This is a genomic window from Sphingomonas sp. UYEF23, assembly GCF_040546165.1.
GTDB lineage: Bacteria > Pseudomonadota > Alphaproteobacteria > Sphingomonadales > Sphingomonadaceae > Sphingomonas > Sphingomonas glacialis.
In genome coordinates this window covers 1-22,607 of sequence record NZ_JBEPNG010000017.1, presented here as the reverse complement: position 1 = coordinate 22,607, position 22,607 = coordinate 1, and the positions used below count along the sequence as shown (strand labels likewise).

Here is a 22,607-nt window from a genome sequence, read left to right as displayed (position 1 = left end):
AACCCATCCCGACAAAATGCCCTTGCCAAGGGGGCGTCCACATATGAATCACATTCGCGCCAACAAGGGTTTCCCGTTTATGGGGCCTGACCCTAGGAAACCAGGCATCATCCCAGTAACTCCTCGATAATCGTCTATGCACACCGCTCTGGGCTTGATAATGCCACCTCAGCTACAAACAACGCCCCGGTGCGTCCGATCGACCATCCGCGGCTTAAACAAAGGTAAATCCTTCGATGGAAGATTTTGTAAATGAGCCATGTGACGAGAATGACGTCGCTTGCCTGTACAATATCTTCAATGCGCGCGACCCAGAAGAAGGGCATCCTTGGGTTGGAGTTTCAAAGTACGACCTTCTAAAATCTATCAACGGCCCTGGCGAGTTCCAGATGCTTTGCGGCGATATATTGCGCTCTGGCTATGAAAGACTTGTCGAAGATCGAAACGCTGATATCGAGGGAGAGATTCCTGCGTTTCTAGCTCGACTGGGCGCCCCACCGCCTCGCTCAGATACGTGGCCTGATTTCTTTCTATCGGGCATTTTACTATTGAAAGATATTTTGGGCAAATCAGCGTTGTCGAAGCGCTCATTACTCGTCGCGAATAACATCCGCCGGACTTACAAAGCAAAGTCAGTTCCCACAAAGTTCTACGACGATATTCTTCAGTTTAATGAAGAATGGTTTTGGCGTGCGAATGCTGGCATCCAGAATCTTCGCGGGGCGCCGCGTTGGAAAACCCTCGTCGCCTTCATGGTCGTCAAAGGCGACGCGGAAATTTCACCGTATTTTCAGTTGAGTGGGCCATCAAGGAGCGGTCTGCGGGATCAGATTTTTGGTACCGATCTGGAGCCGTCAGAGTATACTCTCGAAGAAGTGCTTGACCGCGTCGAGATCGCCTTTCGGGAAGGTCTCCTTACGCACTGGCTGTTCCAACCAGATTATTACGTCAGCGAGCGCGAACAGGCTTTTGCCGGTGGTCGTGTAAAACGTTGGACGCCGGACGCAAATCCCTTCGTTGATTTCCTCGCTCATGGTGATGAAAACGGTATCCGTCCGCATTGGATGTTCTGTCCGACCGCTTACGACCTGTTGAACCCGGACGTTGATACGCAAGACAGACCTTTTCACCATTTTGTGACGTTCGGGCAGTTCCAAGAACTGCGTACTCTGGCGCTGTTCGATCCGCACTTTTACAAGACCATGAATCCGACGATGCTGCTGGATGTTAATTCCGGCAAATACATGTCGTTGCTCGAGAGTTTCTGCCTCAGTTCGTATCCGCAGCACGTTCAATTCTCACCGGATTTCGACGCCGGCTATTATCTTTTTGCGTACCGCGATGTTGTGCCTGACAATGTCCACGTTCTAAGCGCGGCACATCACTTTCTTATTTACGGCGTGAAGGAAGGTCGCAATCCCAACCCGTATTTTGATTATGTTTACATGACTAGTCGATACCCGTGGATTGGCGATACCTGCCGCAAGCTCGCAATAACGCCGCTCGAGTATTTTCTGCTCATCGGTCGCCATGACAACATGCGAGCGGCGCGCCCGCTGGCGGATCGGGGCATCGATATGTTGCAAGCCAAGGCTCTCTACGAGCGGCGCGCCAAAGACGCGCATATCCGTCTAACTCGCAAGCCTCTGGATTTCTCGGGGCTGGTCGGCAAGAATCCCGCTCTCTCTGTCATTGTGCCGGTGCACAACCAGTTGGAGTTTACGGCCCGCTTCTTAGAACTGGCATATTACGGCGCGATCGAGATCAAGCGCCGCTGTGGGCAGACGCTTGAGATAATCATCGTCAGCAACGGAAGCACAGACCGCACCGCGGAACTGCTCGCCGCGACGAAGGGCATCAAATACGTCGATGAGGCCAAAGCGCTAGGCTATCCTGGCGCAGCGAATGTCGGTGCGGCTATGGCGACCGGCGAGCTCGTTTTGGTGGTCAATAACGACATCGAGTTTGAACCCGGCGTCTTTGCCGATCTGGTCGAAAGCTATCGCAGCATCCCGAATTGCGGGGCGATCGGCCCACGAATTTTGTCCATGGATCTTACAGTACAAGAAATCGGAGCCTTTATCGGTGGCGATGGCAGCACCTTCGGCTTCGCCCGCGGCGAACGATCGAGCTATAATTCGAATAGCGGGATAGATCAGGTCGACTACGTGTCCGGATGCTTCCTCTGCCTGTCACGGGCCGATTTCGAACATCTTGGGGGCTTCGATGACGCCTTCTCGCCAGGGTATTATGAGGAGGTTGATCTATGCTTCCGCCTCAAAAAGGCGCTTGGTAAATCGGTATTTGTCAATCCTGATATTACTATCACCCATTATGAGCATGCCAGCTTCATGAAAGGGCGACCACCGGCGGTCAGCTACCCGACCATTCTCCGTAATCGTAAACGGTTGTTGTCCAAACATTCGGAAATTGGTCTTCGGCCGCCCGTCGATAAGATCATGGGCGCGGCGGGTATCACCCGCCTTGGGCGGCCCAAGAGTCGCGTGTTAGTGATCGAGGATTTGGTCCCCGATCTGCGTCTCGGCTCGGGTTTTGGGCGCGCCGCTGAGGTACTGCGCACCTTCCATAAGCTGGGCGTGGCTTACGACGTCATAGCCCTCAATCCCACGGTCAAAATCGACGAGTACGAATTTGGCGATGTGATGTTGTATCGGCATTGGATGCCTGAGGAGTCACTTGAGGCGATACTCAACCGGTCGCCGGGTATCTATTCGCACATTTGGGTGTGCCGTTCGCACAATCTCCCGCGCTTCTACGAGATTTTCAAAGCTCATAAGAATCAGTGGGACACGACTATCGTCTGCGACACCGAGGCAGTCAGCGTCCAGCGCACGATCGAACTTGCCAAATTGCAAGGCAATGCGCCCACTGCTGCCGAAATCAGCGATCTTGTCGCAGCGGAATTCAACGCATCTGCGATCGTTGACCAGTTCATTGCCGTGAACGAGCGTGATGCAGGCTTTATCCGCTCGGTCGGGCTTCACAACGTTTCGATCATTTCTCACACAGTGAGTAGCGTCGTCCGCTCGACACGTCCGTGGAAGGAGCGCAGCCGACTGCTTTTTGTCGGTGCAGTCCATTCGCCGCTGGCTCCGAATTTCGACAGCCTGAACTGGTTCCTCCGGGGGGGCGCCAAGATGATCAAGGAGCATGGGAAGCGCTTGACCTGCGTCGGATATTGGGACGAGGCGGTCCTGCGTGAATTCACGGAGGCAAACCCATTGGCCGAAGTGGATTTCATGGGCATGGTATCTGAAAAGCGGCTTTCCGAACTCTACGACGAGGCGCTCGTAACGTTGGCCCCTACACGCTACTCTGCGGGCATCCCCTGCAAAGTCGTGGAATCGATGCTGGTTGGGACGCCAATCGTGATGACGGACCTCCTGGCAGATCAAATTGGCGCTACGGGGGATACCCGGGCCCGCTTGGCCGTTGCAAAGCGGGACTCGGACGGGCAGCAATTCTCCCAAGCGGTCAGTCGTTTGATCACCGACGAGAAGTGGTGGAACACGGTCCGTAATACGCAAATCGACTACGCGCGCACCCGCTTCAACCAAGAGGTTTTTGATGGAGAGGTCCGTGCTGTACTCGAGAAAGCGTCTGTACGTTGGCGTAATGAGAGCTGGCCGCGCAGCGTTTAAGGACACCATTCTATGACGAGCGAGTCGATCCATATTGTTCGTCCGATCAAGCCACTTGATTGGACGGGCGAGCGGTATACCACCGCTGCTAACGAACAAGTCGAGATAGAGCATTACCATCGCTATCTTGTTGCGCGCGAACTCAGTGGCGGGCTCGACATCCTAGATGCCGCTTGCGGCGAGGGATACGGATCGGCGCTGATGGCGCAGACGGCGCGCTCTGTTCTCGGCGTCGACATCTCTCAGGAAGCGATCGATTTCGCACAAGGTGCCTATCAGACGCCAAATCTCAGCTTTGAACAATGCGATGTTGAAGTTTTGAAACTCGGCAAGGCGCGCTTTGACGCGATCGTCAGCTTCGAGACGATCGAACACATTAAACAGCAAGATCGCTTCCTAAAGCAATGCAAGACGTTGCTGCGAAGCGATGGCTATCTGTTGATCAGCTCGCCCGACGTGAGCTATTATAGATGTGGCGACGAGCAGAATCCCTTCCATCTCGCCGAGTTGACGCGCGAGCAGTTTCTTTCTGCGCTGCGAAAGCATTTTAAACATATCTCTCTATACTATCAACTTCCGATTGTAGGGTCGATGATCTCAGCGGCCGAGTCACGGACGGGATCCATTTTCGAGCGGGTCGGTCCGACTGAGATCGAAGCCGCGCCGCAGCCGCAGAGAGCACCTTATAATTTGGTCGTCGCATCGAATCACAAGCCGATAGAACTGACGGCGTCGACCTATATCCATCGTCGGAACGTCGAGGACGGTGCACCTGGCCAGATGTCCGCGCGCGAGTGGAAGTATACGACCGCCGTCGAAAAGATGCGCGGCGAGATCTATGCGAAAGCGGAAAGCGCGGCGCTTTTGTTGGCGGAAAGCGAATTCGATGTGCATGCCTCGCGGGAGGTGCTCGGGGAGCGGATCAGAGCTATCATGGAGACGGTCGGAACGCTGGAGGTCGAGGAACCGTGACCATCGCTGATCGCCTGCAGCCGCACCAATCTTGCATCGGCTGCGCTTGGGCTTACCCCTAGCGCCGAAAACGCACTTCGTTATCGATTTTGCCGTGCAATCTTCTCGAATATCGGCGATGCGATAAGGCTCGAAAGCGATTTGAACCTCTTACCGGTTTCGGGAGCGGTGCTGTCGATCAGAAATCCGTTGTCGACTCCCGCCGCGCCACCAGCTTCGAGATCGCTCGGCTTGTCGCCAACCATGATCGACCGTGCAGGATCGATCGCATGATCCGCACAGGCCCGAATGAGAAGTCCCGGGGCAGGTTTGCGACAAGAGCATTCTACCGCGAACTGTCCGTCCACCCCATCGACGTGATGGGGGCAATGATAGATGCCGGTAAAACTGATACCGTGGGCCGCAAAAACATCCACCATATGGCGCTCGACTCGACCATAATCGTCGGCGGAAAAATAGCCGCGGGCGATACCCGACTGGTTCGTCACGACGATAAGTCGATACCCCAACCACTCGGCGCGAGTAAGCGCCGCGAAGACGCCGGGAATGACATGAAACCGCCCAACCGTACCGATGTAGCCATGATCAACGTTGATCACGCCGTCCCGATCTAAAAATAGCGCGCGTTCCATCAGGATTACGTGGAGCAGGCGCGGATGCGATGGACGAGATTGGTGGTCGAGTAGCCGTCGCGAAGCGCGATGGCCTGTGCGCGCCCACCCCAGGACCGAACAAGTGCGGTTTCAGCCAGTTGTTCGACGTCGTAGTCGCCGCCCTTTACGTAGATGTGGGGGCGTGCCTGTTCGAGAAGACGAAGCGGTGTTCGCTCATCGAAAAGGCAAACGAAGGTGACCGACGACAGGGCCGCTAGCATCACCGCTCGATCCTCCTGCCGATTGATTGGCCGGTCGGCGCCCTTGCCAAGTAAGCGAGCCGAAACGTCGCTGTTGAGACCGACGATCAAGGCACCACCCAATGCGCGCGCATCGGACAAATATTCGACATGCCCGCGATGAAGGAGGTCGAACACTCCATTGGTAAAGACCAACGGCCGCCCCGCGTCGACAAGCACATCCGTGAGCATCGGAGCGGACACGATCTTGTCTGAAATGCTCATCGACGCCCCCAGCTTTCGATCGCATCAAACAACAGCGCGACCTCGTCGAAACTAACAACGGACGTACCCAGCTTGCTCACGACTAGACCTGCCGCGGCGTTGGCAAATTCTACCGCCTGATCCCAAGTGGCACCGACGGCGAGCATCACTCCTAACGCCGCAATCACAGTGTCGCCGGCGCCCGACACGTCGAACACCTCCCGAGTCTGCGCAGGCTTGTGCAGCACCGCGCCTTCGCGGAACAGCATCATGCCCTGTTCGCTCATCGTCACGAGCAGTGCGTTAAGCCCGAGACGCTGGCGCAATGCCTCAGCTTTCCGTTCGAACTCCTCAGTCGATTTCCAGCTTCCCGCGACAGCGGTAAATTCGGAACGGTTTGGCGTCATCGCGGTCGCACCGGCGTACCGGTCGAAATCATCGCCCTTGGGATCGACAAGAATCGGGATTCCGTGTTCGCGAACTTGCTCGATCAAGTCGTCGACATGGTCTAGGGCGCCCTTCCGATAATCCGAAAAGATCACCAGGTCCGCCCCCTCCAGCACACGGGCGAACTCCGATTTCTTCTGATCAAGCGCCTCCCGGGAAGGCGCGTCCTCGAAATCGATCCGCAGCATCTGCTGCTGGTGCCCAATGACGCGCAGTTTGACGGTCGTGCGGATGTGTGGATCCGTCTGGAGCCGGTGATCGATCCCCCCGCCGTCCAACACCGCGCGAAGACGATCCGCGGCGCTGTCACCGCCGACCACCGAAAGCAACGTTGCCGATGCGCCAAGGGAAACGATATTGCGGGCGACGTTAGCGGCGCCCCCCGGCCGCTCTTCGGAGCGGGTTATTCGCACGACCGGCACCGGAGCTTCAGGCGAAATGCGCTTGACCTCGCCGAACCAATATTCGTCGAGCATCACATCGCCGACGACGATGATCCGCAAACGCCCGATCGCGTCTCGCAGGGTCATTTGAATGCAGTGTCGAGATGCGAACAAAGCGCATGGTAGGTCAACAGATGCGCAGTCTGGATCTGATCCGTCGCGGCCAGCGGGACCACCATCGCGATGTCGCTGAGCGCGCGAAGCTGCCCACCATCGCGCCCAAGCATACCGAGCGTGGTCGCGCCGATCGCACGCGCACTCTCGAAGGCACGCACAACGTTCCGCGAATTTCCAGAGGTCGATATACCCCATACGATGTCACCAGGGCGCGCGAGAGCCTCGACCTGCCGGCTAAAGACGGTGTCGTAGCTATAATCGTTGCTCCAGGCCGTCAGGATCGAACTGTCGGTCGTCAGCGCAATCGCAGCAAGCGCCTTGCGCTCGACCTTAAAGCGTCCGACCAACTCTGCCGCAATATGCTGTGCGTCCGCAGCGGAGCCCCCATTGCCCATGATCAAAATCTTCCCGCCGGAAGCCAATGCCTGGGTCAGGCAGGTAGCAGCTGCTTCGATCGAAGCATAATATTCGGGCGTGAACGCCGTGCCGAGCGCCGCAAGCGTGTCGGTAATCTCGGCGACAACCGTCGAGGTGGGATGCGTGTTTACCATGACGAATTATCTCACTGTTTGTGGTGCGTGCTGCAACACGGAGCGTGGGGGTAAAGCCAAATCACGGCTAATCAAAGTCTGAATAATGCGCGGCACGTCGTACGAAAACTGCGAAGTCGAGGGCGCCGCGTCCGGGTCGAGGCCTGTTGCTACGCCGGACGACGCGCTGACATCGGTGATCGAGATAGGGCGCTCCCGCGGTGGCACGTTGAACTGCACCCATTCTTCGATCTCATCCGGCCTGGGACCATGCAGTAGGATGTGATCGAAATGCATCGCTTCGCGCAAAAAGGCCTCCATCAAGCGCGCGCGTGGCTCTTCGGGGTCCGCGATCGCACCGGGGCCGAGATCAGTTCGCGACATCAGAAACGCCGTCGTAACGCCGGATGTCCGCCAACTGTAGACGAGATCCCATTGCGCCGAGTTTCGATACGGATAAAGGTCGACACCCAGATAGATGTCGCCTGGAATCGGAACGACAACTGGGGCGTCCTCCGATGATGCTGACACGTCCTCGATCCGATCGAATGGAACAAGATAGAATTCGTGGTCATGCTGTCGCGAGGCAATGGTTTCTACCGAGTAACCGACAGGCAGCGATTGCTTGAAGACCCTAATAAGACTGACCGTCGTATCCCACTGAATCTGCGTTTTAGGCTCCAGTATATTCACGTCATGGCGGAAATTGGAGACGTCTATGTAGAGCGTAAATCCACTGCGTTTACGCTCAGGAAAATTGCGGGAGATCGCCGCCGCAACCGCGACTTTTTGCTCGCCTGGCAGGTTCCCGATCGTATCACGCACGCGCAGCTGGTTTATGGCCTCGATCAGCGCGGGCACCGCGCTGGCTGGGTTCGCCGCGATGATGTCAGATCTATAGGCCGTCTGCTCAACACCGGCGATGTCGGCAAGAACGAGATCGCTTACGGCCTTGACCGAGATGTCCTCGAGACAGAAGACACCGAAAGGACAGCTCTGACGGTCGGGCAAGTGGCACGGTGCACATGCAGCATCGATCATGATCGCCTGAGCTTTGTTAAACGCGGGTCCCCACTGCTGCGGAAGCTCGTGCCCACTATAAATGCCGATCGTACGGCAGCCTGCATAGCTGGCGACATGAACACCGAAACTGTTGTTGCCGACGCAAATTTCGTTGGCCGACAGCGAGGTGTATAAATCGGCAAACGCGAAACCGCACCGGATATTAATCTTCCGATGCTTCGGAACACCAATCGGGTCGAGCTCCTCCAACTTCCCTGCGTATACATTGATTTCGCTGACCGCAGGAGATGCAGCAAGCACGCGCATAAGCGCTCCGAAGCGATCGGAGTCCCACTGCCGCGCATCAAGCCCGACCCGCGGGAAGATCGCTACCGCACCCTTCTTTTGGGTTAGCCGCTTTCCCATCGCCGGCAAGCGAATGTAGTCATTCACGTCAAACGGAAGTGCATCCAGAATACGAATGGTCTGCTCACTGGCGTGAACCGCGTCAAAATAGCCGCGTTGCCCCGCCGCGTCGGAATGGATGTCGAGCCCATTCGTCAGCAGGCTATCAAGATTTCCATTGCCCGTCTTGTATCCGAAATACCGTTCGGCCTTGGCCTTAAAGAGGATGAAACGCGTATCGGGCTGACGTCGCAGATCGATTGCATAGTCGTAATAGCGGGTCCGACCCAGAAAATCCATATGCTCATCGTGAAGCAGTGGCCTGTCAGACGACTTGGACTTGAAATAGTCAAGCGTGAAAACTTCATTGAACAATTCACTGGCTAGCGCCGCATTTTTGTTCCAGCTTCCGACAACGATATCTATTCTGGCGTCGGGATATCGCGCCCGCAACTTTGCCATTGCCGGGAGACCAATAAAGAAATCGCCATGATGGTCTAGCTTGAAGACCAAAATAGAAAGTTTCTGTTTTTTAAATATTGCGGTGTCGAGGACTGTGGCTCGACGGTTCGCGTCAGTCAGCCGAGCCACTTTGAAGCGATCCAGCGCATCCAGGGTTTTTTTGGCGCAAAGATCCCAAGTCAGCATTGCAGCACGATCAAGACCTGATTTCACCAATCGGGCCCTGAAGTCCGGATTCGCGATAACCTGGTATATTTTGTCGCCTATCGCTTTTGGCGACGTCGGGTCGAAAGTTGCCTCGGCATTTCCGACCACTTCAGGCAAGCTTGTCGTATTGGAGACAATTGTCGGCGCGCCGCATGCCATTGCCTCAAGCGCAGGCAGTCCAAACCCCTCCCGCAATGACGGGAAGGCGAACAACTCACAGGCGTTATAGAGATCGACCAAGTCAGTTTCGGAGACATGGCCCACGACCGAAATCATATTTCGAACCTGAGGATCTTGCGCCAGACTCAAGATCTTTTCGCTTTCGCCGGCGTTACGCTTACCGACACAAACGAATTGATACTGCTCCCGGACGTTGGCCGGGAGATAGGACAACCCTTCGATCAACCTTCGGAGGTTCTTATTTAGCTCCAGACCGCCCGCATACAGAATGAACGGCTTTTCAAAACCGAACCTACGGCGGACCGCACGGCGTTCAATCTCACTGAAATTCTTGAAGACAAAACACTGGTCTTGCGCGCCGAAGATATTGACGACGTCATTCGGCTCAAAATCAAGCTCGTCAACTGCTTCGCCGCGGCTGCTTTCCGAAATGGCAAGCAATAGATCGCATTTTTTGAGATTCGCGATCCGGTCCCTGTACCATCTGCGGTGGAGCGGGCTCGTCTCAAAATGCTCATCCGGCATTATTAATGGCGTGAGATCATAAAATATGCACGCGATCGGTATTTCGGGGGTACTTTTTTTGACCGAAATCACCGCACTGTCGCCGAGCCCTTCAAACAGACTGGTCACCAGGACCACATCGGGCTCCAGCGAACGAAGATAATGCTCGCGCATGACCTCCGCCAGCTTGCGTCGATCATGACTTCCGTCGTCAAAATAGGGAAACGGCCCCGGCGACTGCCAAACACGGATCTTGGACTGCGGAAGATAATCGCTCAGATCGGCTCGGATTGCCTCGATGCCTTCCGAGAACTGGCCGTTGAGCACGACGATGAACTCATGCTCCGTCCCACGGCGGATCATGGCCTTCACGAGTGAGCTTACGTATCGACCGATCCCGCGAAAACGGCTTCCGGTTTGGGCGCCCTGATAGTCTATGACGATCCGCATATGGTCCTGCTAAATGCGCAATGCGTTAATCACGCGCTTTTCGGTATTGTGAAAATCGATTTCCCGGACGTCAAACGAAGTCCTCACGCGCGGCGCACGGACAACCGACGGCAGCGCAGCCGTAGGCGCCACTGGAGCAGCGGCGGCCACTGGCATGCTCTGACTGCTCAAAGCCCGGCTCAGGTTCCGCTGCGTAGCCAACAGGTCAGCGCAGATAAGGAGGAGATCTTGCCGCGTCTGCCCCACCGCATTTGCAATCGCTCGCGCACGGAAAAAGGATCCGCGGTTGCCGATTTCCAGATCGGTCCAACGCGATTTAAACCCTTTAAAAAACCGGCGCGAGGCACGATAGCGCGCGAGCTCGGACGCAAGATCGATAACTTGCTCTACAAGCGGCTCGGCTTCGGAAGCTTTCGATAGCTGATCCAGGATGGCCAATCGGCTACGGCCCAACCGCAGCTTTGAGAGATAATATCGACGCCCTTCAAAGTCGAGAGACCGACGAAGCATGATTTGGTAGGCCAATTCGAGGAAAACCTCGTCATACCAATTCAGCAAATCCGCAACGGAACGGATGGAGGCAACGAACGCAGGTTCCAGCGGAATACGGTGAGATGTTATGAGATCTTCACGTTGCAACATGCTGACTCCACAGCGGTATCTAAATTCCGAGGCAGCAGAAGCCGGAAAGGTTGCCCTCTTTACGCATTATCCACCCGATGGCAATAGTCCGGTGACCTGCTCCCCGTTTTCAGGCCGCTGAACTTTGCTTCGGTTTAATTGACCTGCTACCCGATCTTGGACCACCCCGTTGGGCGCGATGCAGTTCCGGCCGGCAGTTGGGGGGGGCATGTGCCACTAACCGGTTCACCAGCGATATCGGCGACACATTGCCGATATCGCTATGTGGTCGCGCCTCGTTATAGTCTCTACGCCACGTTTAGCATTTTCGGCCGCGTCGTCGACGCTCATGAACCAGTGCTGGCCCAGGCATTCGGCCCGGGCCTTGCCGCCGAACAATTCGATGAACGCGTTGCCGATCCGATTGCTGGGCCGGAAGAAGTCCAACATGACGCCTTTCATATACCGCCACAAGTTGAGGTCCGTTGAGACGAACTCGCGGCCCTGACGCGAAAGCTGGCGGGCACATAATCGAGTTGCTCGGTGACATCCTCGCCGATCTTGCGCATCGCGCCACCGCAGTCGGGACAGACGCAGGCGGGCGCGTGCACGACCTCCTCGCGCGGCAGATAATCGGGCAGCGGCTGGCGGAACGGCTTGACGGCGTCACGCGCGCGGATGACGGCAGGCGGTGCCTTGGCGACAGCCTCGACCTCGGCCTCTTCGAGACCCAGCTCGAGCTGGTCGGCTTGCGCGGTCAAGCGCTCGGACGAGGTGCCGAACTGCATGCGGCGGAGCTTGGCAACCTGCATCCTGAGCTGCTCGAGCTCGGCGTCGGCAACGATCAGCATCCCCTTCAACAGGCTCACATCGTCGGGTAGCGAGGCAGTATCGAGCGACACATCGGTGCATAGCATATCAGGGTGTTCAATACACGAAAAAGCACGTAAAACCGTCGATTATTACCAGGCCAGCGAGGGTTGGGACGACCGGATCGGATGCCGCCAATCGACCCCTTCGAGTAGCATCGACAGCTGTGCTGGCGTGAGCACGGCGACGCCGTCGGCGGTCGCCGGCCAGGTGAACCGGCCGCGCTCCAATCGCTTGGCGTGGAGCACCAGACCCTGGCCGCCCCACCACAGCAGCTTGACCAGATCGCCGCGCTTGCCCCGGAACGCATACACCGCTCCGCCGAATGGGTCCTGACAAAGCTGCTGCTGAACGAGCGCCGCCAGCCCGTCGAACCCCTTGCGCATATCCGTGATGCCAGCTGCCAGATACACCCGGACGCCGGCCGGCGGGCCGATCACCCGAACCCGGCCAGCACGGCCTTCAGCACCCGCGTGTCGATCGGTGGTGCAAGACGGACGCGTTGCCCACCAGAGCAGATTACCTCGACCACGCCTGGCCCAAGGGGCTCCGGCTGAGTAGCGGCACCCGCGCTCGCCACCTCCACCGGCACGAACGCGGGCGCCGGCAACCGCGGGGCCTCGACCGGAACGCCGTCGCGAAGCAGCACGCGCTGCCACCGATACACCAGCGAAGAACAGACCCGGTAACGCCGCGCAACATCCGAAACGCTCGCTCCGGGCATCATCGCCTCCGAGACGATCCGCGCCTTGTCGTCATCGCTGAACCGCCGACGCGGCTCCGCCCCGCCCGTGCCAGAACCATCGATAATCATCATAGCCATAGTGCCGCACCGGTTCTTGCCGCAGTGCCGCATCGGTGCTTGCCACAGTGCCGCACCTGTGGCCTGCGGCTCACATCACCCGCAAGGCGGGGCAGACCGGCTTTCGATTACCCACAAGTCGTCGCAGCTCTGATTCCGGCTGTCGCACGGCGATAGCCGACGTGGAATCAAGTATGATTCATGTCCGCGCACCAGGTCGCTATAGCGAGGTGCGGAATCACAGGCGGGGAGTGCTGGGTCGACGAGGAACTGGCCGGGTCGCGATTTCGCGACGCTCGTCTCGGTCAGCGGCTCCGACCGCTGATGACGTAGTTGGCGGGCGCGGTGGGTTCGCCGATCCCGATGGCGTGCCAGGACTGGGCAAACACGAAGGCGGCATACCGGTTCCTGTCGAACCCCGATGTCAGCGAGCGCGAGATCCTCGACGGGCATTTCCAGGCGACCGCCTCTCGGGTCGCCGCCGTGGAGGGGCCGACGCTGGTCTTGCAGGATACGACAGAGTTCAGCTTCCGACGCAACCGGCCCGAGGCGATCGGCGCGATCGGTTACTCGCCGAGCCGGCGTGGCGAGGATGGGCGCTTCCGGTTGCACACGGTGTGCGGCCTGCTGATGCACGGCAGCCTCGCGATCACGCCCGAGGGGCTGCCGCTCGGGCTGGCGGCGATCCGCTTCTGGTCGCGCGCCAGGTTTAAGGGAACCGCTGCGCTGAAGCGTCACGTCAACCCAACGCGCGTGCCAATCGAAGCCAAGGAGAGCATGCGCTGGCTGGCGAACATGCAGGCTGCGACGACGCTGCTCGGCGACCCGGACCGGCTCGTCCATATCGGTGATCGCGAGAACGACATCTACGAGTTCTTCTGCGCCGCGCAAGAAGCCGGCACCCATTTCCTCGTGCGGACCTGCGTCGACCGGCTTGCCGGTGACGGCGGGCATACCGTCGCCACCGAGATGGCAGAGGTCGCCGTGGCCGGACATCATCTCGTCGAGATCGGCGAAGGGGCAATCGCCAAGGTCGCGTTGCGATACAGGCGCGTCCACGTCCTTCCACCGATTGGCAAGCAGAAGCGCTATCCCGACCTCGACCTGACCATCATCCATGCGCACGAGGAAGGAGCGCCAGAGGGGCGGCCGGCGATCGATTGGAAGCTCATCACCGATCTTCTCGTCACCTCGGCCGCCGATGCGGTGCGGATGCTCCCATGGTACGGGATGCGCTGGAAGATCGAGGTGTTCCACAAGATCCTCAAATCCGGCTGCCGGGCCGAAGATGCCCGCCTGCGCACCGCCGAGCGCCTGGTCAACCTCATCGCCCTGTTCTGCATCCTCTCGTGGCGGCGGTTCTGGATGACCATGATCAATCGCGCAGCGCTCGAGGCTTCTCCCCGCCTGGCCCTCGACGATGACGAGATCGCGCTACTGAATCGTCTCCATCCGGTCCGCCCCGCCGGCGACGCAGCAGCGTCCCTTGGCACTTACCTGACGCAGATCGCCCGCCTCGGCGGCTATCTCGCCCGCGCCAACGATCCACCACCCGGCAACACCGTCATGTGGCGCGGATGGTCCCGCCTCATGGATATCAAACTCGGCGCGTCACTCGCCAATCCGACTTGTGGGTAATCGAAAGGCAGACCGGACGCTTACCTTTAGTCGGCATATTTCATACCGAAAGTGACACGTCCAAGGTCGATGACTGTGGGTTTGATAAGATCGATTTCATTACCGATCCTTTGAGGCCGGTTCGAATTGAGGTCCCGCTACTGACGCCAAAGGAAATCCGAGCCGTGGAAGCGCAGCTCCCACTACGCCTAGGCGATACGATAGATCCGGGCTCAAGCCCGCTGGCGCACGCACAACGCCTAGCAAAGCTCTATCGTTATCTTCCAAGCTACATGGTGGCCGAAATTTACCGATGTGCCGATCCGCCGAGGGCTGAAAGAATCAACCGAAGCACGAGGTGAACCGATCAGTTACAAGCTGAACTTGTCTAACCCTGCGGGTGGCGATTTGTCTAGCCGAACGAAAAACGCCGGGTATCTGCCACTTTTTGCCAATGGTGGTGGGCCCAATGGGATAGGCACAACTACGGTTTTGTAATCACTTAGATTGTCTAACCGACTAAGATGGCGGTGGAAAACCCCTCGAAACTTTTCTATTTTTAGCTAACCTTTTTGGTCCTTTTGCAACAGCGATCCAAGGCGAGACGTCTGCTACCACACGAAAAAGTGGACCGAGCGCCCACGACCACTAGCGGACGCTAGAGGACGATGGCAGGTCCAACCCGCAGTTTGAAAAGCTTAGGAAATTAGCCAATGATCGTGTCGCATTCGAAACGGTTTATTCTTATGTCGCCGTGGAAGACAGCGAGCTCGACGTGCCACTTAAGCTTAGCGGGCTATAATGAAAGCTCCTACTCTCGCTTTTTCCATTTCAATAATATCCTTAACCGAGTAGTGCATCAGCACCTAATCCTTTCCGATCTTCTCGCTCTACCAGAAGGCAAAATGAACTATACGATCGCGGCATTTGTTAGAAATCCGTATGATCGAGCTTATTCTGGATTTATGCAACTTCAGCGCGACTACGCAGACCAGCATAACGTTGCTGTAGACCCAAATTGGATTGAAAATCTAATCAGAACGCAAATTGCGGAAAATATGCATCGGATAATAGCATCGGGATATGATTTCGATAACTGGATTTATTCACTACCTGATTATGAGGTTTTTGAGGCAGGTCGCAACACTAACATGGTGCTTCACCCTTGCCACTACTGGACGCATGTAGACTCAGTCCAAATTGTTGGATTCGTAGGAAAGGTTGAGCAGTTTGAACGGGATTTTCAGCGATTCTGTCGCCATGTAGATATCGAACCACCCGCAATTCAGTTGGCTAACGTTAGTAAAATTGAGAATAATGAGGCCGTCGAGGGTTCCAAATACGCCGGCAAAATGTCGCGAAGGTCCCTAGATCGAATCAATTACCTATTCGCCGCAGATTTTGAGATTTTTGGATACAAAATGCTATAGCAACCCAATAAAAACCGTCTGGTGAATTGATCCCGACGACATCATTGCCGCGGTGAACCGAGGGCACCAAACGTTCGAATCAATCTACTAGTGGATTGATCGGGACGGAAGAGTCCGTTTGAGGATTCACTGTTCGATGTGGATGTGCGACGATGCGGGATGCGCAGCGGGATCAGCATCGTCGTCACAGCATCGGACAGGGTCCGGCTCGAGGCTCTGGTGGCGGCCCGAGGATCGCCACACAAGCACGTGTGGCGGGCGCGGATCGTGCTGCTGACCAACGATGGCCTGGGTACGGTCGCGATTATGGCAGCGACAGGCAAGTCGAAGACCTGCGTGTGGCGCTGGCAGGAGCGGTTCATGGCAGAAGGGGTTGAAGGTCTGCTGCGTGACAAGAGCCGGCCTCCCGGGATTGCGCCGTTCGGGTCCACGTTGGTCGACAAGGTCGTGAGGCTGACGCTGGCGCCGCCGGCCCACGAGGCGACGCACTGAACGGTGCGCGCCATGGCAAAGGCGGTCGGCATTGCTGCATCCTCGGTGGTGAGGGACTGTCAGGATTTCCGTGTGTGGGCGGGCGGTTGAACATTACGCCGCCATGGCCCTGATGAAGCGCTCGCCAAATATGACGGCGAACCGGGCTTTGGCCATGGACCACTCACGTGGCGGCATTTTCCACTCTTTCTCCGATCGGTTCAAGATCAGATAGAGCAGCTTGGTCGCGGCCTCGTCGCTGGGGAAGTGCCCCCTGGCTCTGACGGCGCGCCTGAGCTTCGAGTTCAAGGCCTCGATCGCGTTCGTGGTGTACGGCATTTAACGACGTGCAGTTTGACTGCAGGGGAAATCCGGCCTCGGCGGTAAAATGGCGTCTGTGCGTTTCAGACTTGCTGTTTCGCAGCGCTTTGCGGTCGCCCGAATATGGCGGAAGCGACCTCAAGTCGCTAGTGTTCAATAGTTTCCCCATTCGATGGGGTATATTCGAGGGCGCGCGACATGAAGCTATTGGATAACGAGGCCACGTTCTCAACGCCAAAAACTGCCGAGCGCGGCTGCTTTATGACCCAAGGCCTGTATCTCAAAGCCAACGGCGAGATGCCGTGTTGGGACGATGTCGGCGAGTCCAAGATTCTTCGTCAACTCGATCCGAAAAAACTGGAAGAAGGCGGCGAAATCGACATCTATCGCTTCGGCGCACTCAAGCATATCCGAACAGAATTTGCCGCCGGTCGGCTTCCTTATCCAGGCCTATGCGACGGATGCGCGGTAAGATGTGCGGGTATTCCGGAGGCACATGAGGCTCCAAACGTCATGCAAGTCCTGCATGTCGAACCTTCCTATCTGTGTCATCTTTCCTGCCCGCAATGCATCCCGCAAAAGCTGCGCAAAAGCTTGAAGCATCCACCTTATCACTTGACGCCGGAAATGTATGAGGGCTTCCTGCGACAGCTCCGCGCCGAGGGGGTGAGCCATATCAAGCTCGTCATCTTCGAAGGTCGCGGCGATCCGCTCGCATGCCCGCACATCGAGCAACTGCTTGACCTTACAAAGGTCTATTATCCGCGTGCGAGCACAAGCATCACGACGCATGGGAGTTATCCATACAAGAGTTGGATCGCCTCGTCCAAATTGGACGTCATGCGTTTTTCTGTCGATGGCGCACGCCAGGCCAACTATGCGAACTACAGGATCGGCGGCAAGTTGCCTACGATTTTCAAATTCATGGAATCCTTGCAAAAGGATCGACGGCCTGGTTCTGCAATGTATGTTGAATGGAAATATATTTTATTTGAATGGAACGATGAAGACGAAGAACTTGCCGAGGCCGGCGAATTGGCGCTGCGATATGGTGTTCAGTTGCGTTTCTGCAGAACCCATTCTCCCGGCAAATCTCAAAAATACGAGACGTCAGCCGATGTCGCGGAGATGATTGACAGAGTGGCTCCGAGGGCGCTGCAAGACATGACGTTCCAGTTGAAGGAAGAGGCGGACTTCGCGGCCGTCGATGTCGTTCGCATTGACCAAATGCTTGGTGCGTTCGTGCGAGCCGAAGAGCGGGCGGTGGCAGGAGACGAAGCCGGTGTCGTGGCGACGCTATGTGAGGTTATCAACTTGGACGGCGGTGCAGCCGCGTCACTGGACAGTGACGCCACTTTGGCCAAGTTTGAAAGTGCTTTACTGCCAGAAATTGGCTCACTTCGTCTTGGAGTCACGGCAAGCAACCTGGCAAACTTTCTGGATCGCCGGGGCTATCATTCATTAGTGGGACAATTACTGCAACGATATCTCGCCCTTGAACCCGATGCCGCGGATCGAGACCATGTGGAGGGAGCCATCGGAATCTGCGCTATGCTCGACCTGCATCGTCGCGGCGACACAAAGGGCGTCGATATCGCCGCCGTTCCCTTGGCTTCGGCACATTCCGATGCTCGCGGTATCCTGGCTATCTTCGGTCCGGCGGCGACGATCACGGATCCCGGTGTGGCAGTCGGCTTGGCAAACATCCTCTACGACCGCGGGCACGTCGACGGTGCGATCCTGCTGTTCGAACGGTATTTGGAGCTCGCCCCCTACGCGAGTGATGTTCGGAAAATTTCCCAGATTGTCGCTGCCCTGCAGAGCGATCGCCTCATGAAAGCGGCACTGCGGCAACAGCGGGCGGGGAATGCGCATGTCGTGCCGGGGCTCATTGGTCAGGCTGTGGCAGCCGATCGGGTCGCCCATAATATGGAGCCGACTTTGGTTGATGCTGTTGCGTCCGCGGCAGGAGAACGCATCCTCGCTCTGCTCAGTGCTCTCGCGGTGGAGGCGGGCAATTACGAGGCCGCATACCATGCTGAGCGGCGACTACGCGGTTTGACGCCTGCAGCGCCCGCGCTCGCAATTGTGGACGGCATCCCCTGAATTCCAGTGCCACAGGATGGACTCGATCCGTGCCAGCTTTTATATGAAAGCGTACGCTATGCAATTGCTTAACCATACTTCTGCTTAACCATACTTCGCGGTTCCAACTCCCTGGCTTGTCGGCAGTCGGAGGTGATCATTGGGGTAATAGGTGTCTGTTTGGGCGAACCGAAGAGATCGCTGTGAGTGATTGTAAATGATCAAAAGCGGTCGCGCCACTTTTCCACCCAACAACTACCGGGCGGCTTTCGGGCGTGTTGGTCGCTCGGAACGGGACTGAACGGCAATAGGTGGTGCCCCGTGACGTGATGCTGTGGACGACCCCTGCACCAGCGTAGGTGTTGACCTGACCCCCGTCTTTCATCCAGCGGCAACCAGAGACCGGCCGTTGTTGTCGCGCAGGAGCGCGGGCGAAGCAACGGGCGGGTTTAAACCCGCCCGTTGCTTTTCGAGTTCGGCGGCGAAGGCCGCCGGTGTGGCGTAGCCGAGCGAGGAGTGCGGCCGCTCGGTGTTGTAGTCGTCGACCCAGCGCGCGAGAATCGAGCGCGCCTGGCGGACCGTGAAGAACAGCGTCTCGTTGAGCAGTTCGTCGCGCATGCGACCGTTGAAGCTCTCGACGAACCCGTTCTGCGTCGGCTTGCCGGGCGCGATGTAATGCCACTCGACGCCGGCGTCGCCGGACCAGGCGAGCACTGCATTCGAGGTGAGCTCGGTCCCGTAGCACATTGGGAAGCGCCGGTTCGGGAGCCGCGACGGCCCCGATGAAGACAAGGCCGCGTAGCGGCCGCAGGCTTCATCAGGGCAAGCCATGGCCGGCCAGCAGGTGTCTAAAGTGAAGTTGTCGAGACAACACTTTGGAGGCCGACCGACCAGACCAAGCTCTGTTCTACACCCGCCGGCGCTGTGCTGGTAGCGATCGATATGTCCAAGAACCGGCAGGAGGTCCTCATCGAGCGACCGGAAGGCGGCCGGCGCCGACGTATGACCGTCATGGCGACCAAAGAGGACTATGACGGTTTTGCCGAACAGCTCGCTGCCATCGGTCGCCCCATCGTTGTCGGGTTCGAGGCGACCGGCAACTATCACCGGACCCTCGCGCACCGCCTACTGACCGCGGGGTTCGAGCTGCGCCTCATCTCATCGGTTGCCTTGGCCCGAACCCGCGAGGCGTTGCACAACGGCTGGGACAAGAACGATTCGAAGGATGCGCAGGTCATTCTGCACATGCTCCGCATTGGCGCTACCCAGCGCTATGTCGATCCGCTCGCTGCCGGCATCAACGATCTTCAGGAGTTGTCGAAGACCCACGAGGTTGTCTCCAAGATGAAGACCTAGACCTGGCATCGGATCCTGACCCATTACCTGCCGCTCTATTTCCCCGAGATCGCCCGCTTCGCGGGCAACAGCCGGTCGGACTGGTTCCTGGCGCTGATCGAGCGGTTCCCCACCCCGGCCAGCATCACCGCGCTTGATCGGGAAGCCTTCTCGGCGCAGGCATGGCCACTGATCGGGCGTAAGGTCTCCAAGGCCCGGCTAATTAACGACGTATGAGACCGCCTGCAGTTCTGCGGCGTTGCCGGTGCCCGAGGACTCGGCCGCGATCACCATGTTTAGCATGGTGATCGCGCAAGGTCGCAGCCTCATCCACCAGCGCGACGAGATCGAACGGCTCGCCCATGCCCGGCTCGCAGAGCATGTCGATTACCAACTGCTGCGCAATATACCCGGCATCGGACCGATCAACGCACTGACGATCCTGGCTGAGGCAGGCGACCTTCGCCGCTTCAACCATCACCGCCAGTTCCTCAAGTTCTGCGGCCTCGATCTCGCAACCTGCCAGTCCGGCACGTTCCGCGGCCGCACGAAGCTATCCAAGTACGGCAATGCGCGATTGCGTCGTATCTTCTGGATGGCCGCCCAGGTCGCCGCGCGTCAGCGCGACAACAGCTTCCGCGATAAGCTCGGACGATATACCGCCGGGCACGCGGACGATGCCGATCGTCGTCGCAAGGCGATGACGGCGCTCACCGCCAAGATGGCACGCGTGGCTCACGCCGTCATCAAGACGGGGACAGAGTACCGGCCGTTCCTCGAACGGTCGGATGCCAGGTGGAAGGACCCCTCTCTGCAAGTGCCGTGAGGGCGCGAAAGCGACCCTGTAGATAATGTTCGGGCCTTCCACCTGGGTGCGTATCTCGTTTTAAGGACGATGAGGACCACGGCTGCTCCGGCACCGATGGATCCTGTGTTTGCTATGGCAGGGAGCGATCCCGTTGACGGTGGAAGCCATCTGGCTCAGAATGCATCACGCGCCGATGGTAGTCGGCGCATAGATATCTGCTGGCCAAAACCCGCCGCTGCTTCCCGACATAGGACGTTGTCGCTGACGATCATCTTCGGCCTGCCGCGTTCGACGATCAGATCGGCCAGCTCGCGCACGACCCGCCGGCCTGAGATCGATGTGTCGAGCACCGCCCGCAAGCACTCGCGCGTCACATCATCGACGATGTTGAGGATGCGGAACCGCCGGCCCGTGGCCATCTGATCATGCACGAAGTCCAGGCTCCAGCGCTGGTTGGGCAGCGCCAGCACCGGGGCCGGCGCCCGTGCGCCGACGGCGCGCTTTCGTCCCTTCCGGCGACGCACCGTCAGACCTTCCTCGCGGTAGAGCCGCTGGGTCTTCTTGCGGTTGATCGTGATGCCGTCCCGGCGCAGCAGGATATGTAGCCGCCGATAGCCGAACCGCCGGCGCTGCTGCGCCAGCTCGCGCAAACGCGACCGCAGGTCGCCATCATCCCCTCGGCACGAGCGATTCCGCATGCTCTTGCGATCCGCCCCGACGACCTTGCACGCCCGCCGCTCGCTCATCCCCAGCGCCGTCTGGAGATGTGCGACCGCTTCCCGCTTCGCGGCAGGCGTCACCATTTTTTTGACAGCAGGTCCTTCAGACCTGCGTTGTCGAGCACCGTGTCCGCCAGCAGCCGCTTGAGCCGGGCGTTCTCCTCCTCGAGCGCCCGCAGCCGCTTCGCATCGGATACCTCCAGGCCTCCGAACTTGGCCTTCCACACGTAATAGGTCGCGCTCGACATCCCATGCCGTCGGCACAGATCCGTCACAACCGCGCCCGCCTCGGCCTCCTTCAGGAGGCCGATGATCTGCTCTTCCGAAAACTGCTTCCGCTTCATCTGTCCGTCCCTTCTTCCGGGTCGGACTCCAGCTCCAGCTGGAGGAAAAAACGGGGGTCATGTCAGTGTGCAATGATGTGGTCGTTGAGCCATGTCTAGGAGTCGATTCATGCAGCAGGAAGTTGTGACCGTCGGTTTTGATCTGGCGAAGAACGTATTTCAGGTCCACGCCATCGATGCTGATGGTAAAGTGCTGGTCCGGCGACAGCTTCGACGCGCCGAGGTTTTGAAGTTCTTTGCCGCGTTGCCGCCATGCCTTGTCGGGATGGAAGCATGTGCATCGGCCCATCATTGGGGCCGCGAGCTTCTCGCCCTTGGCCATGACGTGCGGTTGATGCCGCCAGCTTATGTGAAGCCGTATGTAAAGCGCGGCAAGACCGATGCGGCCGATGCAGAAGCGATATGCGAAGCGGTCACGCGACCGACAATGCGGTTCGTTGCAGTGAAGAGTGTCGACCAGCAGGCGGTGCTGATGCTCCACAAGACCCGCGATCTGCTCATTCGCCAACGTACCGCGCTGATCAACGCGTTGCGGGCTCACCTGTCGGAGTACGGTATTGTCACAAGCAAGGGGCCTGGCGGTGTCACCGCGCTGTTGAAGCTCCTTCACGAGGGACTGTCAGGATTTCCGTGTGTGGGCGGGCGGTTGAACATTACGCCGCCATGGCCCTGATGAAGCGCTCGCCAAATATGACGGCGAACTGGGC

The 22,607-nt window shown here is 58.1% G+C and carries 15 protein-coding genes and 7 pseudogenes; 9 read left to right on the top strand and 13 right to left on the bottom strand.

Annotation, left to right across the window (positions count from 1 at the left end; all coding sequences use genetic code 11):
* The first annotated feature begins 236 nt into the window (after window positions 1-236).
* Complete coding sequence (locus ABIB28_RS18125) at window positions 237-3,662, top strand: glycosyltransferase (RefSeq protein ID WP_354289464.1); 3,426 nt, start codon at window positions 237-239, stop codon at window positions 3,660-3,662.
* 12 nt (window positions 3,663-3,674) lie between these two features.
* Window positions 3,675-4,634 (top strand): class I SAM-dependent methyltransferase, encoded by a 960-nt coding sequence (locus ABIB28_RS18120; protein ID WP_354289463.1) that lies wholly within the window; start codon window positions 3,675-3,677, stop codon window positions 4,632-4,634.
* Window positions 4,635-4,714: 80 nt separating this feature from the next.
* On the opposite strand, the gene ABIB28_RS18115 is transcribed toward ABIB28_RS18120, so the two are convergent.
* From ABIB28_RS18115 to tnpA, 10 genes and pseudogenes are all read right to left on the bottom strand, one after another.
* Entirely contained in the window at window positions 4,715-5,266 is a 552-nt protein-coding gene (locus ABIB28_RS18115) for a D-glycero-alpha-D-manno-heptose-1,7-bisphosphate 7-phosphatase (protein WP_354289462.1), read from the bottom strand.
* Between the two features lie 5 nt (window positions 5,267-5,271).
* Window positions 5,272-5,751, bottom strand: a complete 480-nt coding sequence (locus tag ABIB28_RS18110; protein WP_354289460.1) for an adenylyltransferase/cytidyltransferase family protein — start codon at window positions 5,749-5,751, stop codon at window positions 5,272-5,274.
* Window positions 5,748-6,707 carry a D-glycero-beta-D-manno-heptose-7-phosphate kinase gene (gene rfaE1 / locus ABIB28_RS18105; RefSeq protein ID WP_354289459.1) on the bottom strand — a complete coding sequence of 320 codons (960 nt, stop codon included), beginning with the start codon at window positions 6,705-6,707 and terminating at the stop codon, window positions 5,748-5,750. Before rfaE1 ends, ABIB28_RS18110 begins: the two co-directional genes overlap by 4 nt.
* Window positions 6,704-7,288 (bottom strand): D-sedoheptulose-7-phosphate isomerase, encoded by a 585-nt coding sequence (locus ABIB28_RS18100; protein WP_354289458.1) that lies wholly within the window; start codon window positions 7,286-7,288, stop codon window positions 6,704-6,706. Before ABIB28_RS18100 ends, rfaE1 begins: the two co-directional genes overlap by 4 nt.
* A 6-nt stretch (window positions 7,289-7,294) precedes the next feature.
* The gene (locus tag ABIB28_RS18095) at window positions 7,295-10,477 is read right to left on the bottom strand and encodes a glycosyltransferase (protein ID WP_354289456.1); all 3,183 of its coding nucleotides are present in this window, start codon (window positions 10,475-10,477) and stop codon (window positions 7,295-7,297) included.
* Window positions 10,478-10,486: 9 nt separating this feature from the next.
* The gene (locus ABIB28_RS18090; RefSeq protein WP_354289455.1) at window positions 10,487-11,119 is read right to left on the bottom strand and encodes a DUF4214 domain-containing protein; all 633 of its coding nucleotides are present in this window, start codon (window positions 11,117-11,119) and stop codon (window positions 10,487-10,489) included.
* Window positions 11,120-11,318: 199 nt separating this feature from the next.
* A pseudogene (locus tag ABIB28_RS18085) lies at window positions 11,319-11,605 on the bottom strand (integrase core domain-containing protein); the annotation flags it as partial.
* Entirely contained in the window at window positions 11,557-11,886 is a 330-nt protein-coding gene (locus ABIB28_RS18080) for a transposase domain-containing protein (protein WP_502958258.1), read from the bottom strand. The gene ABIB28_RS18080 and the pseudogene ABIB28_RS18085, both read right to left, overlap by 49 nt.
* A gap of 174 nt (window positions 11,887-12,060) precedes the next feature.
* Window positions 12,061-12,408, bottom strand: a complete 348-nt coding sequence (gene tnpB / locus ABIB28_RS18075; protein WP_354289453.1) for an IS66 family insertion sequence element accessory protein TnpB — start codon at window positions 12,406-12,408, stop codon at window positions 12,061-12,063.
* Window positions 12,405-12,785 (bottom strand): IS66-like element accessory protein TnpA, encoded by a 381-nt coding sequence (gene tnpA, locus ABIB28_RS18070; RefSeq protein WP_354289451.1) that lies wholly within the window; start codon window positions 12,783-12,785, stop codon window positions 12,405-12,407. Before tnpA ends, tnpB begins: the two co-directional genes overlap by 4 nt.
* A 330-nt stretch (window positions 12,786-13,115) precedes the next feature.
* Here tnpA and ABIB28_RS18065 point away from each other — a divergent pair, with 330 nt between their 5' ends.
* From ABIB28_RS18065 to ABIB28_RS18050, 4 genes and pseudogenes are all read left to right on the top strand, one after another.
* A complete protein-coding gene (locus tag ABIB28_RS18065; RefSeq protein ID WP_354289449.1) occupies window positions 13,116-14,408 on the top strand; it encodes an IS4 family transposase in 1,293 nt (430 codons plus the stop codon).
* Window positions 14,348-14,749: an O-methyltransferase gene (locus ABIB28_RS18060; RefSeq protein ID WP_354289447.1), complete on the top strand. Its 402-nt coding sequence runs from the start codon at window positions 14,348-14,350 to the stop codon at window positions 14,747-14,749. Before ABIB28_RS18065 ends, ABIB28_RS18060 begins: the two co-directional genes overlap by 61 nt.
* A gap of 543 nt (window positions 14,750-15,292) precedes the next feature.
* The gene (locus ABIB28_RS18055; RefSeq protein ID WP_354289446.1) at window positions 15,293-15,817 is read left to right on the top strand and encodes a sulfotransferase family 2 domain-containing protein; all 525 of its coding nucleotides are present in this window, start codon (window positions 15,293-15,295) and stop codon (window positions 15,815-15,817) included.
* 159 nt (window positions 15,818-15,976) lie between these two features.
* A pseudogene (locus ABIB28_RS18050) lies at window positions 15,977-16,306 on the top strand (helix-turn-helix domain-containing protein); the annotation flags it as partial.
* Window positions 16,307-16,402: 96 nt separating this feature from the next.
* On the opposite strand, the pseudogene ABIB28_RS18045 reads toward ABIB28_RS18050, so the two are convergent.
* Window positions 16,403-16,621 (bottom strand): annotated as a pseudogene (locus ABIB28_RS18045) (transposase); the annotation flags it as partial.
* A 186-nt stretch (window positions 16,622-16,807) separates the two neighbouring features.
* On the opposite strand from ABIB28_RS18045, the gene ABIB28_RS18040 reads away from it, so the two are divergent.
* Window positions 16,808-18,715: a hypothetical protein gene (locus tag ABIB28_RS18040; protein ID WP_354289444.1), complete on the top strand. Its 1,908-nt coding sequence runs from the start codon at window positions 16,808-16,810 to the stop codon at window positions 18,713-18,715.
* A gap of 360 nt (window positions 18,716-19,075) precedes the next feature.
* On the opposite strand, the pseudogene ABIB28_RS18035 reads toward ABIB28_RS18040, so the two are convergent.
* Window positions 19,076-19,432 (bottom strand): annotated as a pseudogene (locus tag ABIB28_RS18035) (integrase core domain-containing protein); the annotation flags it as partial.
* Between the two features lie 204 nt (window positions 19,433-19,636).
* Between ABIB28_RS18035 and ABIB28_RS18030 the strand changes: the two are divergent.
* Window positions 19,637-20,877: pseudogene (locus ABIB28_RS18030) on the top strand (IS110 family RNA-guided transposase).
* Window positions 20,878-21,091: 214 nt separating this feature from the next.
* On the opposite strand, the pseudogene ABIB28_RS18025 reads toward ABIB28_RS18030, so the two are convergent.
* Window positions 21,092-21,900: pseudogene (locus tag ABIB28_RS18025) on the bottom strand (IS3 family transposase); the annotation flags it as partial.
* A 109-nt stretch (window positions 21,901-22,009) separates the two neighbouring features.
* On the opposite strand from ABIB28_RS18025, the pseudogene ABIB28_RS18020 reads away from it, so the two are divergent.
* A pseudogene (locus tag ABIB28_RS18020) lies at window positions 22,010-22,513 on the top strand (IS110 family RNA-guided transposase); the annotation flags it as partial.
* Window positions 22,514-22,607 lie beyond the last annotated feature (94 nt).

Coding starts and splice junctions, on each gene's coding strand:
- ABIB28_RS18125 (WP_354289464.1), top strand. CDS start 237: ATGGAAGATTTTGTAAATGAGCCATGTGACGAGAATGACGTCGCTTGC.
- ABIB28_RS18120 (WP_354289463.1), top strand. CDS start 3,675: ATGACGAGCGAGTCGATCCATATTGTTCGTCCGATCAAGCCACTTGAT.
- ABIB28_RS18115 (WP_354289462.1), bottom strand. CDS start 5,266: ATGGAACGCGCGCTATTTTTAGATCGGGACGGCGTGATCAACGTTGAT.
- ABIB28_RS18110 (WP_354289460.1), bottom strand. CDS start 5,751: ATGAGCATTTCAGACAAGATCGTGTCCGCTCCGATGCTCACGGATGTG.
- rfaE1 (WP_354289459.1), bottom strand. CDS start 6,707: ATGACCCTGCGAGACGCGATCGGGCGTTTGCGGATCATCGTCGTCGGC.
- ABIB28_RS18100 (WP_354289458.1), bottom strand. CDS start 7,288: ATGGTAAACACGCATCCCACCTCGACGGTTGTCGCCGAGATTACCGAC.
- ABIB28_RS18095 (WP_354289456.1), bottom strand. CDS start 10,477: ATGCGGATCGTCATAGACTATCAGGGCGCCCAAACCGGAAGCCGTTTT.
- ABIB28_RS18090 (WP_354289455.1), bottom strand. CDS start 11,119: ATGTTGCAACGTGAAGATCTCATAACATCTCACCGTATTCCGCTGGAA.
- ABIB28_RS18080 (WP_502958258.1), bottom strand. CDS start 11,886: ATGCAGTTCGGCACCTCGTCCGAGCGCTTGACCGCGCAAGCCGACCAG.
- tnpA (WP_354289451.1), bottom strand. CDS start 12,785: ATGATGATTATCGATGGTTCTGGCACGGGCGGGGCGGAGCCGCGTCGG.
- ABIB28_RS18060 (WP_354289447.1), top strand. CDS start 14,348: ATGGTCCCGCCTCATGGATATCAAACTCGGCGCGTCACTCGCCAATCC.
- ABIB28_RS18055 (WP_354289446.1), top strand. CDS start 15,293: ATGAACTATACGATCGCGGCATTTGTTAGAAATCCGTATGATCGAGCT.
- ABIB28_RS18040 (WP_354289444.1), top strand. CDS start 16,808: ATGAAGCTATTGGATAACGAGGCCACGTTCTCAACGCCAAAAACTGCC.